Source organism: Streptomyces sp. NPDC005195 (genome assembly GCF_040608315.1).
GTDB classification, from domain to species: Bacteria; Actinomycetota; Actinomycetes; order Streptomycetales; family Streptomycetaceae; genus Streptomyces; species Streptomyces kaempferi.
On sequence record NZ_JBEXHZ010000081.1, the window covers coordinates 1 to 14773 of the forward strand.

Annotated in this window: 14 protein-coding genes and 4 pseudogenes; 8 read left to right on the forward strand and 10 right to left on the reverse strand. The window is 68.0% G+C overall.

The window, feature by feature from the left end; all coding sequences use genetic code 11:
* Window positions 1-92: 92 nt before the first annotated feature.
* The 3 genes and pseudogenes from ABZV34_RS34250 to ABZV34_RS34260 form a co-directional block, all read right to left on the reverse strand.
* Window positions 93-275, reverse strand: a pseudogene (locus tag ABZV34_RS34250) (FAD-dependent oxidoreductase); the annotation flags it as partial.
* A 121-nt stretch (window positions 276-396) separates the two neighbouring features.
* A pseudogene (locus ABZV34_RS34255) lies at window positions 397-811 on the reverse strand (SRPBCC family protein); the annotation flags it as partial.
* A gap of 139 nt (window positions 812-950) precedes the next feature.
* Entirely contained in the window at window positions 951-1139 is a 189-nt protein-coding gene (locus tag ABZV34_RS34260; protein ID WP_356285548.1) for a DUF6381 family protein, read from the reverse strand.
* 637 nt (window positions 1140-1776) lie between these two features.
* Between ABZV34_RS34260 and ABZV34_RS34265 the strand changes: the two are divergent.
* A pseudogene (locus ABZV34_RS34265) lies at window positions 1777-2064 on the forward strand (ISAzo13 family transposase); the annotation flags it as partial.
* Between the two features lie 792 nt (window positions 2065-2856).
* Window positions 2857-3183, forward strand: a complete 327-nt coding sequence (locus ABZV34_RS34270; RefSeq protein ID WP_356285584.1) for a DUF6247 family protein — start codon at window positions 2857-2859, stop codon at window positions 3181-3183.
* A 479-nt stretch (window positions 3184-3662) separates the two neighbouring features.
* On the opposite strand, the pseudogene ABZV34_RS34275 reads toward ABZV34_RS34270, so the two are convergent.
* From ABZV34_RS34275 to ABZV34_RS34285, 3 genes and pseudogenes are all read right to left on the reverse strand, one after another.
* Window positions 3663-4160, reverse strand: a pseudogene (locus ABZV34_RS34275) (IS5 family transposase); the annotation flags it as partial.
* 250 nt (window positions 4161-4410) lie between these two features.
* Window positions 4411-4854 (reverse strand): 3'-5' exonuclease, encoded by a 444-nt coding sequence (locus tag ABZV34_RS34280; protein ID WP_356285551.1) that lies wholly within the window; start codon window positions 4852-4854, stop codon window positions 4411-4413.
* Between the two features lie 220 nt (window positions 4855-5074).
* A complete protein-coding gene (locus tag ABZV34_RS34285; protein ID WP_356285554.1) occupies window positions 5075-5737 on the reverse strand; it encodes a TetR/AcrR family transcriptional regulator in 663 nt (220 codons plus the stop codon).
* A 104-nt stretch (window positions 5738-5841) separates the two neighbouring features.
* Between ABZV34_RS34285 and ABZV34_RS34290 the strand changes: the two genes are divergently transcribed.
* The gene (locus ABZV34_RS34290) at window positions 5842-6585 is read left to right on the forward strand and encodes a hypothetical protein (protein WP_356285557.1); all 744 of its coding nucleotides are present in this window, start codon (window positions 5842-5844) and stop codon (window positions 6583-6585) included.
* A gap of 100 nt (window positions 6586-6685) precedes the next feature.
* On the opposite strand, the gene ABZV34_RS34295 is transcribed toward ABZV34_RS34290, so the two are convergent.
* The gene (locus tag ABZV34_RS34295; protein WP_356285560.1) at window positions 6686-7183 is read right to left on the reverse strand and encodes a low temperature requirement protein A; all 498 of its coding nucleotides are present in this window, start codon (window positions 7181-7183) and stop codon (window positions 6686-6688) included.
* Window positions 7184-7274: 91 nt separating this feature from the next.
* On the opposite strand from ABZV34_RS34295, the gene ABZV34_RS34300 reads away from it, so the two are divergent.
* Both ABZV34_RS34300 and ABZV34_RS34305 read left to right on the forward strand, forming a co-directional pair.
* A complete protein-coding gene (locus ABZV34_RS34300) occupies window positions 7275-7508 on the forward strand; it encodes a hypothetical protein (protein WP_356285563.1) in 234 nt (77 codons plus the stop codon).
* Between the two features lie 79 nt (window positions 7509-7587).
* Complete coding sequence (locus ABZV34_RS34305; protein WP_356285566.1) at window positions 7588-8280, forward strand: transposase family protein; 693 nt, start codon at window positions 7588-7590, stop codon at window positions 8278-8280.
* Between the two features lie 497 nt (window positions 8281-8777).
* Here the strand turns inward: ABZV34_RS34305 and ABZV34_RS34310 are convergent, their stop codons facing one another.
* Complete coding sequence (locus ABZV34_RS34310) at window positions 8778-10316, reverse strand: PA domain-containing protein (protein WP_356285569.1); 1539 nt, start codon at window positions 10314-10316, stop codon at window positions 8778-8780.
* Entirely contained in the window at window positions 10226-12508 is a 2283-nt protein-coding gene (locus tag ABZV34_RS34315; protein WP_356285572.1) for a S8 family serine peptidase, read from the reverse strand. The genes ABZV34_RS34310 and ABZV34_RS34315 overlap by 91 nt, the downstream gene beginning before the upstream one ends.
* A 297-nt stretch (window positions 12509-12805) precedes the next feature.
* Here ABZV34_RS34315 and ABZV34_RS34320 point away from each other — a divergent pair, with 297 nt between their 5' ends.
* From ABZV34_RS34320 to ABZV34_RS34330, 3 genes are all read left to right on the forward strand, one after another.
* Window positions 12806-13171, forward strand: a complete 366-nt coding sequence (locus ABZV34_RS34320; RefSeq protein WP_356285575.1) for a winged helix-turn-helix domain-containing protein — start codon at window positions 12806-12808, stop codon at window positions 13169-13171.
* A gap of 197 nt (window positions 13172-13368) precedes the next feature.
* Window positions 13369-13677, forward strand: a complete 309-nt coding sequence (locus ABZV34_RS34325; RefSeq protein ID WP_356285578.1) for a transposase — start codon at window positions 13369-13371, stop codon at window positions 13675-13677.
* A gap of 181 nt (window positions 13678-13858) precedes the next feature.
* Complete coding sequence (locus tag ABZV34_RS34330; protein WP_079403197.1) at window positions 13859-14248, forward strand: hypothetical protein; 390 nt, start codon at window positions 13859-13861, stop codon at window positions 14246-14248.
* Between the two features lie 114 nt (window positions 14249-14362).
* Here ABZV34_RS34330 and ABZV34_RS34335 read toward each other — a convergent pair whose 3' ends face one another.
* Window positions 14363-14575: a hypothetical protein gene (locus ABZV34_RS34335; RefSeq protein WP_356285581.1), complete on the reverse strand. Its 213-nt coding sequence runs from the start codon at window positions 14573-14575 to the stop codon at window positions 14363-14365.
* Between the last annotated feature and the right edge of the window lie 198 nt (window positions 14576-14773).

Here is a 14773-nt window from a genome sequence, read left to right on the forward strand (position 1 = left end):
GCCAAGGTCCGCAGCGAACGCCAGCAACGCTGGGGACGGCCACGGCCTCAAGCCGCCTAAACAACCCCGGCAAACGTTCGTGGACAACGCACTAGAGGATAGAAGGCGCTGAAGAGGTCGCCGGCGAAGTCCGTGTCGACCCCGCGGTCGTGCCGGACCGCTCCTCCGGGCTCACCCTGGGCCTCCAGGACCTCCACGCTCCAGCCCGCGTCAGCCAGGAGGTTCGCGGCGACCAGCCCATTGGGGCCCGCACCGATCACTACGGCGTCCGGCATGAATCGCTCCCCTGGATGGACGGCGCCGCCCCCTGTAGGCGGCTGTCTTCAGTCTCGGTACCGGCTCAGGTCCCGCGTAGAAACAGTTGCTCAGGGGTGGCGTCGGCCGGGTCCGCATCCCTTCGCACAGCCGGGCAAGGCGCCCCAGCATCGCGCGGTGCCGCACCTGTTGCGCCATCTCCAGGAGGCCGTTGTGCAGGGCGCCTCCCGTGCCACGCAACGGGTGCTCGTCGAAAATGATCAGGGTGTGTTCACCCCAGGGCCGTAGTTCCATCGCGATTCTCGCGGTCCTCAATGCCCGCTGTCCGCCTCCAGTTCGAGGACGGTGGGCGGTTCGCTGCGGCGTACGAGAGTCCGATTGTGCAGGCTGATCGGCCCGAACTTGATCTCGTAGCGGAGGACAGCCCCCATTTCGGGCCATCGTCCGGCTCGGCCTGTGAGGTGCCGACGACCCAGTCCCCGTAGCGTGCGGCGTCGGACAGAACATCCCAGACCTCCCTGGGGGACTTCCTGATCAGACGGTGGCGTACGGCCATGCGTTCCTCCGCCGTTCAAGTGTCGCGTCGCTCGCCGCGCGTTCCCACGCTAGGCCGGGGCCCAGCCCCAGCCCCAGCACAATGCCACGCAGTGTTGCGGGCAGGGCATCCGACGGTTCGCCAGCCGGTCTCGGGGAAGTCAGATCATGGGGTCGAGTCCCTCAGGCGCGCCGCCCTGCTGCTCGCTCTGCTTGCGCAGTTTACGGGCTTTGGCCTGCAGTTGCTCGCGCTCCTTGGGGTCCGAGGCAGTCTCGGCAGCATCTTCCAGCTTCTGAGCCTTCTGACGCATTTGCTGGGCAGAGTCACGGGAAGAATCTGCGGCGCTCATGGATACTCCTTCATGGACGAGGAGAGCAGGCCTCACCAGCAAAGCAGCCCCCTCAGGTCCGCGCATTCCGGAATGCGTAAGGACGCTCCCGGGAAGTCCAGTCCGCGTGGGGCCGGCGCCTGCGGCCGCGGCCCGACCCAGACCGAGGTAGACGAAATCGGCGGATCAGGCCATCAATCCGATGACCTGGTGGGCAAATCGGCAGGGCTGTCAACAACGAGCGAGACGACGCTCGCCGCCCGAACCTCTTTGGCAGGCCGGCTCAGAGTGCGCGAAGACCGTCTTTCCGTCCGCTGCAAGGGATCCACCGCCCGCCCGTTGGTCACGACGCCCATCCACACGCAGAAGCGGAGCGGTCCTGGGCCCGCGAGCAGTGGAACGAGGACCACTCCGCATGGCACGACCACCGACCGTGGTGGGACGCCTGGGCGGATCCGCCGAGCGGCGAGAGGCGCCGGGCCCCATGCCATGCGCTCACCGCGCGTCGTCGTCCGCATCCTCCATGGCGGGGGCTTCTGCCAGGTCAAGGTGTCCATTGGCCGCGGCAAGTTCCGGGCCGCGCCAGGAACGGCCCTCGTCACCGCGGACGCATCGTCGCTGAAGAGGCTGCCCAGGATGCCCGGCGTCCGGCCGGGCGCTGCTGCTGCCGGGCGTGAGGTCTTCGTTCGATCAGTTCCTTCCCCATATCGACGAACGGCGCCGTCGGATCTACCTGGCCAGCGAAGCTGTCGCGCTTGGTCGTGGCGGGATCGCCCTGGTTGCGGCCGCTTCTGGTTCCAGTACGACCACGATTGCGCGTGGGATCGCCGAGCTGTCCGCGCGTCCCTTGTCGCCCGGCCGGATCCGGTCCCCAGGAGCTGGCCATAGGCCGGTGACGGTCACCGACCCCGGTCTGCTGCCCGCGCTTGAAACGCTGATCGAGCCCAAGATCATCGGCGGAGGTCGGCGCGGCCGCCGGCATTGCGGATGGTGGCGGCCGCGCGACATCGCAGAGCGGTTCGCGGTAACGCGCATATGGGGAAGGAGGCGACGGTGGCACTCGATGGCAGGCGGCGACGTTCAGGTCCGTTTGGTCACAGCGGCAGCCAAGATGTGTGGTCGTCATCGGCGCCAGAGGGGTTGTGGAGGCGGTGTCGCTCCAGTTGGATCGCCTGCCGCATGACTACTCCGGCACCGTACCGATGTGATCCGTAGTACCGTGTGCATCGGTAGCGTCGAACGCTGCCGATAGGAGTCCGAAATGCCAGCAGTCGGAGAGGTGGAACGTGCGCCCAATGTTGCAAAGACTGTGTGGGAAGCTGCCGGAGCACGGGCTCAGTCAGAGGGCCTGACCCTCACATGGATCATGCGTCGCGCCCTTACCGAGTACGCCGCCGGAACGTTGCCTTTGCCACGCGCCACTCCCGATTCCGACGCAGGGAATCGCCGTGGCCGAAGCGTCTTCGCGACGGACGATCTGTGGTCCCGAGTCGACGAGCGACGCACACAGGACGCGGTCCGCTCAATGTCCGCCCTCTGCGAGATTCTGCTGGACGCATACGCCCGTGGCGACATTCATCCCTACGCTCGCATGATCACTACCGCCCAGCGCGACGCCCTGACCGCACAGCACCCATCCGACAGCAATGGCGCCGCAGGCGTGACAGTCGTACCCCTAGTTGCCTGATCTCACCGCCGCCGCAAAGGAGCACGCACAGTGACCGCTTCCACCGCGGGCATGGAGGGGTCCGTTCCCCGCATGCCCGAACGCACACCCAAGGCACTGCGCGCCGCTATCGCACGGTACACGCCCAAGCTCCTGCCCGACTTCGACCGTAACTGGCGTGAGAAGATCGCCGACACCTACGATCTAGCCCCCGTGCCGGCCTTCATGGCCCGCTGGTGGGCAGAATTCGCCCTCGCCCGGGACCCCCAGCTCGAGACCAAAGTCCACAGCCTGGAGGACGAGGCTCACCAAGCCACGGATAACGCCCGAGCTAAGAGCCTCGTAGAGGAAGCGGGACGACTGCGCCGCGAAGCCAGTGGGGCGGAACCCGGCCAGTGACCGACGGATTCATGGGACCGCCCTGGCAGGCAGACTGGACGAAGGAAGCCGAAGACAATAGAAACGCCCTCCCAGCATCGGCCCGCACCCTAGTTGACGCTGCTCGGGCTGAGTTGGTCATCGCCAAGAACCCGTACTTCCGGGGCCTCGATGCAGCTGCAGACCTTCCCGCTGGCATGAGTGTCGAACCCGTCCAGTCCACGCGCCCGAGCGGCGCTCACGTCCTGTACTTCGATCATGGACGGGGATGGCTGCGGTATGTTTTCACACCTCGCACGGCAGACCCACAAATCGTCATCGACGAGTGCATCTGGCAGTAGATCCGAAACACGCCTGATGCGCACTCGTTCGAGTCGAATCTCGTCGATGAGCTCGTACGGGTCGGGGACAGGCTGATCGAGCATGACGGCTATCTACCGGGACTCCGCACCGTGGGCCGGGCGAAGAGCGTGACGCTACACCCTTTCCCGCCCAGCACGTGCCCACCGTTCCCAGCGGATGCGTAGTCGGCGGAAGCCGTGCAGCCAGTCGATCGTCCTCTCGACCACTCAACGGAAAATGCCGAGGCCGGAGCCGTGTTCCACGTCGATGACAGGGCGGATACCGCGTTGCCAGAGCTGGCGAAGGTACTTGTCGTGGTCGTAGCCGCGGTCGGCGAGCAGTGCGTCGGGACGGCGTCTGGGCCGGCCGACGCGTCCGGCCACGGGCGGAACGTTGTCCACCAAAGGTAGCAACTGCGTGACGTCGCCCACGGTTTCCACCGGTCAGCGACACCGCGAGCGAGATGCCCTGGGCGTCGGTGAGTACGTGGTGCTTACTGCCCAGTCGTGCGCGGTCGACCGGGCTTGGTCCACTTTTGGGCCGCGTCGGGCCGCCCTGACGTGAGAGGAGTCGATCACCGCCCGTGACCAGTCCAGCTTGTCCGCAGCACGCAGCTTCTTCAGCAGCACCAAGTGCAGCGCGTCCCACACGCTGGCGTCGTTTCACGCGGCCAGGCCCCGCTACTAGATGATCAATTCCAAGGGATGCCTGCGGAGGGTGTGGGTTGGGCGGCGGCCGAAGCCACCGCGAGACGGTCAGGCTGCGGGCTGCCGGCCCTGGTTGTCGAGGTGGCAGCGGGCGGTCAGGCGTCAGGGGCGACTCCGGGGTGCGTGAACCGCACGGGCTTGCCCAGCGACCGGGCGTAGGCGATTTCGGCTCGGGTGCTGTCTCCGATGTAGTCGCCGACTAAAACGCCTGAGTTCGCGAATACTGAGCACTCGGCGCCCCGAACCATTCCTCGTCGAAGGAGCGGTTGTGGGTCACGACGACTGTGTCCCGCATCATGTTGAGGAGTGTGCCGGCGATCTCGGCGAACCGCGGGGCTTCAGCCACCATGTCGTCATCGATGCCGTGGATCTGCCTGCTGCCGGCGGGGATCGGCCGCTCGGGGTGCACCAGGGTCGACATCTCCTCCAGCACCGTGCCGTCGGCACGCATGCGGATTGCCGCGACCTCACACACCCGGTCCCCATGAGCGGTCCGTGTGCCGGTGGTCTCCAAGTCCACAACGGTGTACTGGAGCGCGCGGGGATCGAGCCCATCGGGCCGACGGGTCAGATAGGTCGGGACGAACAAAGGTGGCGCCTTCCGAGCAGCGGGGACGGCGGCGGGCACGACGCCCTCGCTCATCCGGTGATGATGCCGGAAGTCACAGTCTGCTCATAGTCCTGAACAGAAGAATGCACTGGTGAGAGCTGCCCTGCGTACGCGAAGACGGGGCCGCCGCAGCTACTGACTCACGTGCCGTAGCAGCCTGAAACCAAGCAACTCAGCTCCACCCAGCTCGCACAGTCTGAAGCGTGCATCAGCCCCGGGGCGGTTCAGTTCAGGTCTTCACCGAGTTCGGCAATCAGGACAGGTGCCGGCCTGGGCGCGTAGGGGTGGCAGGCTGCTGGATCAGCGTCTCGATGCCGGCACAGAGCAGCCGCACGCTCAGGGTGAACTTCTCGTCCTCGTCGTGGGTGGACGCGGCGGCGAGGGTCAGCGGGTACTGCTCGTGGAGATCGGCGGCCTGCTGTTCGGTGACTGGTAGCGCGGGGGGGTTGCCCTGTTCCTGCAGGACGAAGCCTGTGACATGGCTGAGCAGCGCATCGGCGGCGATGCCGCGGTGGGCCTCGGGTACTCCCGCGTCGGCCAGGTTCTGCAGCAGTCGTTCCATCAGTGACAGGGCGCCTGTGCTGAGCACTTTCGGACTGTCGGCGAACAAGGCGGCTCCGCCTGGATGCTGACGGATGCTGCTGCGCAGGGAGGCGGCCTGGGCCTCCACTCTGGCCGTCCAGTCGGCCTGCTCGGGCAGAGCGGCGAGTGCGGCGCTACCGGCGTCGTAGGCCTGCCGGGCCAGACGGTCCGCCATCAACTGCAGCAGGGCGGCCTTGCTGGGGACGTGGTAGTAGAGGCTCCCGGCGTACGTGTCGAGTCGTTGCGCCACCTGACGCATAGACAACCCGCCGTACCCAGATTCGGCGAAGACGGCCATCCCCGCGTCGATGATCCGGTCTGCGGTCAGCTTCATGACGACAGACTACGCCAGTTTTCCAACGCTGTTTGAATCTCGTCATGAGCGAGGCTAATGTGACGACAGACGCATTTCAAACGGTGTTGGAAGGGGGGGTGACGATGGGCGCGCTGCTGTTCAACGTGACCACAGCGGGACTGATGGTGCTGATGTTCAAGGCCGGTATAGCCCTGATCGGCGAGAACACGGTGGGCCGGCGCCGCCTCCCTTGGGCCGCCACCGGGCTGAGTACGATTGCGCTCACCGCAGTGGCCACCCAGCTCTGCTGGTCGGGGGCTATGGACGCGTTCGACAGCGACCCGGCCAAGTCGGGCTGGTGGCGCGTGGTTACGTCCGTCTTCATGCAGAACGGCGGCTTCCTCGGGGCGGTGTGGAATATCGCCACCCTCGCCGTCATCGCCGCGCTGGCGGAATGGTTCTGGGGCGCGCCCTTGATGGCGGGCCTCTTCGCCGCGGGCATCCTCCTGCCACAGCACATCGACTCTCTCTTCGGCGCGTCTGACCGCGCCAGTTCCGATCCGCGCAATTTCGCCGGGAGTTCGGGCGCCACCTACTTCCTCGCCGCGACTCTGGCCGCCGCTCTCCTGCTGCGTCGCGGCGCCGACACCGGCGCGCCGAAGCAGCGACTGCTCGCACTCGCGGTGCCAGTCCTGGGCCTCGCGCTGTGGTTCGCCCAGTCCAACGGCCACGGACTGGTAGCGGCCTACGGCTTCGTCCTCGGCGCCCTGGTCCACGCCCTGGCCCGCCCGATGCTTCACCCCGACCGTGACCTCCAACAACGCCCGCGGACAACGATGGCCTCGCTCCGCGCCATCGTCGGCGAACGACCCCGGCAAGCCGACTAGCCAGGCCTGCCAGTTCCGCGGATACCGGTCGCTCGCCGCAATGGCCTGCAAGCTCACCCCACCCGGTCGGCGCACCATCAGTGACGACTCCCCGCAGCAGTCAGTGCATTCCTGCGACCGCGCCCGGGAGGTGGGCGAGTACTACCAGGGCCAGGCAGACCACGAGGGCCCGGCCGCTGACGTCGGTGGCGAGCAGGCCGAGCAAGAGTGGGAGCGCGATGCCGGTGATAATCCGCGAGATCGTCCTCTGCGCATCCGAGCTGCGGCTGGCGACGCCGGTGACCACGCCGAGGGTGAAGTAGGCCGCCACCGCGCCGCACAACAGCCAGCGGCCATCGTCGGGCAGCGAATCGGAGCCGTGGCTGACCACCGATGACAGAGACACGCCCATGGTGGCAACGACGCCGGTGACCAGGCAGTGCAGGCCAAGGGCGGCGCGGGTGGAGATGCGGCCGGCGCGCAAGTGTGGCAAGCCGGCGTATCCGAACACGACGGACAGGCCGAACATGCCCGCCACCAACACGAACGACGCGATTGCGGTAGCCAACAGACCGATGCCGTACCGCGCATCGGACGCGGCGTTGACAACCTGCACCACCGATTCACCGGTTCCGGCTCCCGATCCGGTGGTGGAGCCGGCCGGGCCCGCGCGGGTGGAGACGGCGTCCGGGGCCGGCGGGATGCTACTGGTGCCGCACCGTGCCGACGGCGTGAGCGAGGACGACCTGCCCGAGGACTACCGACGGATCCTGCAGGTCGTGGCCGGTGCGGAGGATCAGCCAGTGATGACGCGGCAGGTGTGCGAGGCACTCGGGATGGACACCAGGCCGCAGCAGACCGAGCCGATGCGGGGCAAGCTGAAGCGGCTCGCCAACCGGGGCTGGCTGCACCGCACACCGTCGGGCCGCTACGGACCACCGTGACACTCCGGCCTGGACGGGAGGCGCGGACGGGCTGATTCCGATAGTAACACGAGGGCCCCTGGCGGATGTTGGGGTTTCTGTGACGAAAACCAAGCCCGCCGAGGGCCCTCAGGAAGCTGTCTACCAGGTTCGCCTGCCGGTGTCGAGGCGGACCATCGATCTGATCGCGGGACTCATACGTGCCCGCCGCAAGCAGGTGGGCACCCGCTGGCGGAAGGCCGTCCCTGGCCTGCAGGCTGTCCTCGTTCTCGCTCATCTCCGACATGACCAGCGGCTCGCCGATCTGGCCGGCGGCAACGACATCGCCGCATCCACCCTGCGCAGCTGGGTGCTGGAAGTGATCGGCCTGCTCTCCGCCCGGGCCCCGCGTCTGGACCGCGCACTGAAGAAGATCGCCTCCAAGGGCGGTGTCGTGGTCCTGCTGGACGGTAGCCTCATCCGCACCCGCCGCCGCACCGAGAAGGGCAACCTGATCTGGATCTCTTCGGCCAAGCCCGGACGGTCCAGCGAGATCACCACCGCCCGCCACAACAAGCTCACCCGCCATCTCCGGGAAGTCGGCCTCGGCGCCCTGGCCGACCTCGGCTTCGTCGGCCTGGACGACGACCCCGACGACAACCCGGTGGTCATCACCGGCCGCAAGGCCACCCGCAACCACCAGCTCACCACCGCCGAGAAGGAAGCGAACCGCCTGCTCAGCCGCGAACGAGCCACCTGCGAACACGGCTTCGCGAACCTCATTCGTGGCGGATCCTCACCAAGGTTCGGATGAACACCCGGCACGCGACCACGCTCTTGCGGGCCCTGCTCGTCCTGGCGAATAGCGAGGTCCACAGGTGACCGACGATCACCCACAGACGATCTCGCTCCCAACCAGCCCGAGTACGTCATCCCGACCCCACACCAGCGCCGTGACCTGCGAAATCAGGATGGAAACTTCTCAATGGTGACGAGGTATCAGGTTTGGGATGGCTGCCAGCCAGAACCAGGGTGGCAGCCGAACCTGCCCCCACCGCGGCCACCTGCAGCGATGACTTTTCGAGCCCTACACGAGAACGTCGGGTCCCGGCGGAGCCTGTCCGCCTTCCCTCGGCGGCCACGCGATCGGGAAGGTGCGCGGCCGCACGCGGGGTGGGAAGGGGCGGGGACCGGTCGGGGAGCGACTCCCACCGCGCCGGTCCCGACTGGCTCCCCGACAATCCGAGGGGGCGGGACCGCTGGATGCGGTCCCGCCCCGGGTCGGTCAGCCAGGGCTGATCCGGTGGGTACCTACTTCAGGCCGAAGGCCCGGCTGATCTTCTGCGTGACGGTGTCGCCCTGGTTGTCGGCGGCGCTGGTGCGCAGGGTCACGAACTTGGCCTTGGTGGGGGCGTTCAGGTGAGTGCTCCAGCCCGCTGCGGAGCGGGTCAGGGCTGCGTGCTGCCAGGTGGCGCCGTCGTCGTAGGAGATGTCGAGGCCGATCGTTCCGATGGTGTCGGAGCTCGGACCGCCCGCAAGGTGCGAGGGAATGACGGTGATGGCGGCGCGGCGGCCCGTCTTGCCGGCGGCGTTCATGCCCTCGACCGTGTAGTCGAGCTGGATCAGCGGCAGAACGGCGTAGGTGCCGGGTGCGGGCTGCCCGGAGGTGAAGTCCCACTCGGTCCTGGTCGTGACCGAGTAGTCGTTCTCCCAGAAGTCCCGGGCGTTCTCCGAGACCAGGCGGTACGGCAGTTTCTCGGCGCTGTCCAGCGTGAGGGGGTACCGAGGGCTGCCGATGGTGTCGGTGGTGGAGTTCCTGAGCAGGAGCGGATCACCGTCGGGGAGCACCTGGTACATCTTCACACTGTTGTGGACACCGGTGTTGTTCAGGGTTCTGCCGACGTGCCCGGGCTCGGAGTCGCCCCAGCCCGGGATGACCGCCAGCACCTGGTCGCCCACCCGCACCGGCACGAAGTTGCCGTTCGACCGGGGACGCTGGATCGGCCCGAAGTACTCCAGGTGCGAGGTCGTGCCGCTCGGGTACCGCTTCACGTAGTCGCTGCTGATCTGCAGCTGCTGGTTCACCATGGCCGCTTCCACCCAGTCCGTGTCGCGCGACACCCAGTCGGTGCGCTCGGCTTGGGCGGGGGTGGGCAAGGGGTTGGATCCGTAGAAGCCTTGCCACACCGCGGAACGGTATTCCAGGGCCCGCGCGGGGCGGTTGTTGCGGAAGGAGACATCCACCCGGTTGAGGTCGCTGCTCCGCGGCTGGTAGGTGGGGTCCGCCGGGATCGCGGCCCAGTGCTGGCCGATGTCGTAGAGGTAGTCCGTGGTCGGGTGGGAGGTCACCTGGAGCGCCGTGCTCCGGCCCGGCTTGATCTGGGCGATCAGCTCGTTGCCCTCGTCCGCGGTGAGCGAGGCCACAGTCAGGGGAGGCGGGTTCCCGGTCTCGGCGTACGGGTTGTCGAGGTCGGAGTCCCACGGGTCCAGGCGGCCGTCGCCGTCGTTGACGACCAGCAGCAGCTTCGCACCGGCCTTGGCGGCCTGCTCGGCCTGCTCGGCCGGCCCGACGGCATCGCTGCGCCGGACCACGACGGCCTTGCCCGCGGCATCGAGCCCGGCGTACGCGGCGGCGGCGCCCTCACCGGCATAGACGGCCTTGTACTGGCGGCTGCCTTCCTTGAGCGGGGTCGCTCCGCGCGCGACGATCAGGTCGTCGAAGGCGTGCGTGCCGGACGCGACCGTCAGGGCCGGCTCCGTCAGACGCCAGTCGCAGCCGAACCCGAGGTGCCCGCGGTGACCGGCTTGGTGGGCAGGGCCCAGACGCTGTCGTACCCCTTGGCGGGCCACCGCTGCATGAACAGCCAGTTCCCGCTGTCGAACGTGCGGTAGAGGTCAATGCGAGTGTCGGCGGGGGTGCTCTCCTGCGGGGTCCGGACGGAGACCTGCTTCGCCTTGGAAGCGTCCAGGTCCACCGCGGTGTCCTTGTCGACGACGACCTCGGGAGCGGTCAGGATCGCCTTGCCCTTGGAGTGCGCCCCGTGAACGCCCTGGACATCGCCCTCCAGGGTCACGAGGTACTTGCCCGCAGGCACGTCGACTGTGCCGGTGCCCGAGTCGTCCAGAAGCAGCGGGCCCATGGAGACCTTGTCGCTGATCAGGTACACATCACCGCTCAGCGGGTGGCCGCTGCGGTCCTTGCCGTTGATCGTGAGGGTGAAGCGCGGGGCCTGCACGTAGGCGCCGATCAGGGTGTGAGCCAGCAGCGCGCCGGACGGACCGGTGGCGAGGATCTGTCCCGAGGTCGTGGTGTCGCCCTTCACCAGGTCGAAGTTGGTGGTGAGGGTGACCTTGCTGCTGCCGTGAGCGGGGACGGTCACCTTCTGAGCGGACAGCGAGAACGCGCCCGCGGGGGCAGCAGGTACCTGGACCGCCAGGTCGAGGGTGACCGGGGTGCCCGCGGTGTTGGTGTACGTCACCTCCTTCTCGGACTTGCCACCGGACGGCGCCGAGCGGTCGCGGTAGCCGCCGAACACACTGCCGGTGGCGAACACCGTGCCCTTGACGGCGGCGGCGACGTCGAGGCGGCCGCTGCCGCCCTCGTACGCGGTGTACTGGGGCGTTGCCTTGGTGCTGCTGACCAGGCCGTCCTTGAGCTGCTGACCGGTCCAGTCCGGGTGGGCCTGGGCGAGCAGCGCGGCGGCGCCCGCGACGTGTGGGGTGGCCATCGATGTCCCGCTCAGCGTCTGGTAATAGCCTGTGCCGTCTTCGGCGTACTGCGAGCGGGCCGCCAGCACATTGACGCCGGGTGCGGTCAGCTCCGGCTTCAGGCCGGCATCGCCCTGACGGGGGCCAGTGCTGGAGAACTCGGCGAGGGTGTCCGAGGTGTCCACCGCGCCGACGGACAGCGCGGCGTCGGCGACACTGGGCGTCGAGACGGAGTGCGGGCCGCCATTGCCGGCCGCGATGGTGAACAGCGCACCGGTCTCGGCGCTGAGCTGGTTCACGGCCTCGCTCAACGGGTCGTGGCCGTCGGTGGGCCCGGCGCCGAGGCTCATGCTGATGACCCTGGCGTGCTGGTCGCGGGCGGCCCACTCCATACCGGCCAGCACCCAGGAGTCCTGCCCGCTGCCTTCATTGTCCAGCACCTTGCCGATGTGCAGGCGCGCGCCGGGCGCGACACCCTTCTCCGTGCCGTCGGAGGCGGCACCGGTGCCGGCGATGGTCGAGGCGACGTGGGTGCCGTGACCGTTGTGATCCTCGACGTCCTGGTCGGGCACGAAGCTCGTGCTCGCAGCCACCTGGCCGACCATGTCGGGGTGCTGCGTGTCCACACCGGTGTCCAGCACGGCCACGTCCACACCCTGGCCGGTGTCACCGCCCGCCCACACCTGCGGTGCGCCGATCTGCGCGGTGGTGTCGGCCAGAGCGGCCTTGACCTTCCCGTCCAGCCAGACCCTCGCGATCCCGCTGTGCAGTTGGAGCTTGGCGTCGGCGCTGCGACCGCTCGCCGTCGCGGTTCCGCCGGTGAGTGAGTCCCAGAAGTCGGCGGCCTTCGACCGCGACTCCGAGAGCGCCGCGCCCTGAATGCTGCTCAGAGTGAGGGTCCTGGTGGCGCCGGGCGGCACGGCCTGGGTCCGCGCGCGGACGGCGGCGTCGGTGTAGGTGACGATCAGGGGCAGGCTGTTGCTCTGCTCGTCCCCGTAGCCGTCCGCCAGCAGCTTGGTGACGTTGAAGAGTTCGCGGTCCAGCTTCCCTGCGGCGATGTACCGAACGGCGGCGTCCGGGTACATGTAGATGTCCTTGCCGACCTTGTAGGTCGTGATGCCGGCGAGTCGGCCGTTCACGTCCTGCACGGAGCGGGTGACCCTGCCGTCGGCACCAGTGCTGACCGTCACCTTGTCACCGGTGATCAGGGTGACGGTGCGCGAGGTCGGCTGATGCGCCGCGTGGGCGGGCAGCCGCGGAGCGGCCTGGTCGGCGGGCGTCACGGCGGTGGCCGGTATGACCCCCATCGTCAGAGCGGCGATCGCGGCAAGCACGACCGGACCTGGTCTGGGTATGGGAACGCTGGGCAAAGTTACTCCTCAGGGAACCGAAGAACGGGCACCTGATGATGGGCCAGAGTGGGTTTCAGATGGCGGTCCAGGGGCGTCGCTTTATGGCCATGTCGCATCTGCGCCATCGCTGGTAATTCGCTTACTGACCTCAGCTCGTTGGGGTGAATCTTTGCGAAGTCCCTGATGGGTGTGGGTGGGTGACTGTATCCGTGGTGTGTGAGATATGCGGATGGGGGCGGGCTCGCTCCTGCGGGGCGTCAGCGTCGGGAGTCGGTACGGATGCAGGCGGCTGAGCGGGTGAGCGTGAAGTCGGCCTATCAGTGGCACCAGTTGTGGCGGGAGGACGGTGTGCGGGGACTGGCCTCCCGCGGTCCGAGCGGATCACGGTGCCGCCTGTCCCCGGGGTGTCTGGAGAAGCTGGCCGCATATCTGGAGCAGGGGCCGGCCGTGCACGGCTGGGTGGAGGACCAGGTGTCGACCGCATCGAGGGTGGCCACGCTGATCGGCCGGAAGTTCCACGTCTCTTACAGCGTCTCGGGTGCCACGAGGCTGATGCACCGGCTCGGCTTCAGCCCGCAGATGCCGGCCAGATGCGTGGCCGAGCGTGATCAGCAGGCCGTGAGTGCGTGGCGGGAGGCGACGTGAGTGCGTGGCGGGAGGCGACCTGGGCGGAGGTAAAAAGGCGCGGGCGGCCTGCGGGGGCTACGTCTTTTCGAGGACGAAGCCGGGTTCACCCGCAGGCCGCCCAGGGGACGGACCTGGGGCCGGCGCGGAGTGAAGCTTCCCCTTGATCTTGGACGCCTGGAGACTGGGATCTGAGGTCCCAGAGGAAGCAGTGCCAGGTGGGAAGCAAATACACGAATCGGTACTCGGACGAGTACAAGCGGGACGCGATCGAGCTCGTGCGGTCGTCGGGCCGGACGGTCACTGCGGTCGCCCGCGAGTTGGGGATCAGCTCGGAGTCACTGCGGGGCTGGGTGAAGAAGGCCCGCACTGCCCCGGAGGGCGGATCGGAACCCGGCGCGGTACGGCCCGCCGACGATCGAGACGAGGAGCTGAAGCGGCTGCGGAAGCTGACCGCCGAGCAGGCGAAGACGATCGAGATCCTGAAAAAAGCGACCGCCTTCTTCGCGAGGGAGAGCGACCGGTGAGCGCGATATGCCGGTTCATCCACGCGGAGAAAGCCAATTACGCGATTAGTCTCACCGCCCTGTGTGCCAGCGCCTCCACCTGGACAGTGGTCGTAGCCGGCCCGGCTCCCGCCTCGGATACCGTGTTCCTCTACGGGGTGCCATAACGGATGTGACGCCCCCCACCGGAGGTAGTCAGCGTATGAGTTCAAAGCGCAGCAAGAATCCAGCCCTGCCCGTACTTGACGACGCATTCCGACTCGCGTCGGTCAAGGACGCCGAAGAGTCCACCCGTGACTTGGCCGCGCGGCTGGCCACCACCGAGCTGCGCCGCGTTTCCCACCCGGGCCGGGTCACCTGGGAGCCCACCGATCAGGCCGAGCCCGTACCGGTCCCGCCGACTGTGGTCGACGGTGACGGGGACCTGTGGCTGCGGGACCGGGGCACTGGCACCTGGACCATGCCCGAGTTCAACCCGAAGGAGTTCCCGGCCCGCTGTGGCGAGGTTCTGACGTGGAACCAGCTTGCCCGCGAGTTCGGCCCGCTTACCGCACTGGCCGACGACCGCCGCATCGGCGGCGGCCGGCGCTGACCGCGCAGCCTTCTGGGATGACCGCGCCCCTGAAGCGCCCGTTACGGGTAGCTGGGAGCTCCAGCTCACCGCCGAGCTCGACGATGGCGGCGAGCAGGTGAGCGTGGCGGTTGGTCACGATGTCTCCATGTTGCAGCCGGATGCGTCGTCGCTGTCCGTGGGGTCGGGGTGGAAGAAGCGGGTGTAGCGGAGTCCGGTCTCCGGAGTGATGTTGAACACCGCGCATAGGTGCTGCGGGTCAGCGCCGGTGACGGCGGCCTCTTCGAGGATTCGGTCCTCGCGAAGTTGCTGGGCGGTGACCGGGAGGCCGCGCAGCAGAGGCTGCATCCAGCCGGTTGTGACCGGGGCCTGGGTGCGCGGTCTGCGAGCTCATGAACACGTGAGGGTTGCGGGTATGTGGCCAGCGCTGGTGCCGGAGGTGGGGGCCTCCCCGCCGAGTAGCCGAGGGGATTCTCACCCCTCGGCCCTCGCAGATCCGTACGTGACAATCTCTCGTCATACGGCTCTTGTCGTTCTGGTCACCAG

Coding starts and splice junctions, on each gene's coding strand:
- ABZV34_RS34270 (WP_356285584.1), top strand. CDS start 2,857: ATGGAGGGGTCCGTTCCCCGCATGCCCGAACGCACACCCAAGGCACTG.
- ABZV34_RS34285 (WP_356285554.1), bottom strand. CDS start 5,737: ATGAAGCTGACCGCAGACCGGATCATCGACGCGGGGATGGCCGTCTTC.
- ABZV34_RS34335 (WP_356285581.1), bottom strand. CDS start 14,575: ATGCAGCCTCTGCTGCGCGGCCTCCCGGTCACCGCCCAGCAACTTCGC.
- ABZV34_RS34320 (WP_356285575.1), top strand. CDS start 12,806: ATGCAGGCGGCTGAGCGGGTGAGCGTGAAGTCGGCCTATCAGTGGCAC.
- ABZV34_RS34260 (WP_356285548.1), bottom strand. CDS start 1,139: ATGAGCGCCGCAGATTCTTCCCGTGACTCTGCCCAGCAAATGCGTCAG.
- ABZV34_RS34330 (WP_079403197.1), top strand. CDS start 13,859: ATGAGTTCAAAGCGCAGCAAGAATCCAGCCCTGCCCGTACTTGACGAC.
- ABZV34_RS34280 (WP_356285551.1), bottom strand. CDS start 4,854: ATGAGCGAGGGCGTCGTGCCCGCCGCCGTCCCCGCTGCTCGGAAGGCG.
- ABZV34_RS34290 (WP_356285557.1), top strand. CDS start 5,842: ATGGGCGCGCTGCTGTTCAACGTGACCACAGCGGGACTGATGGTGCTG.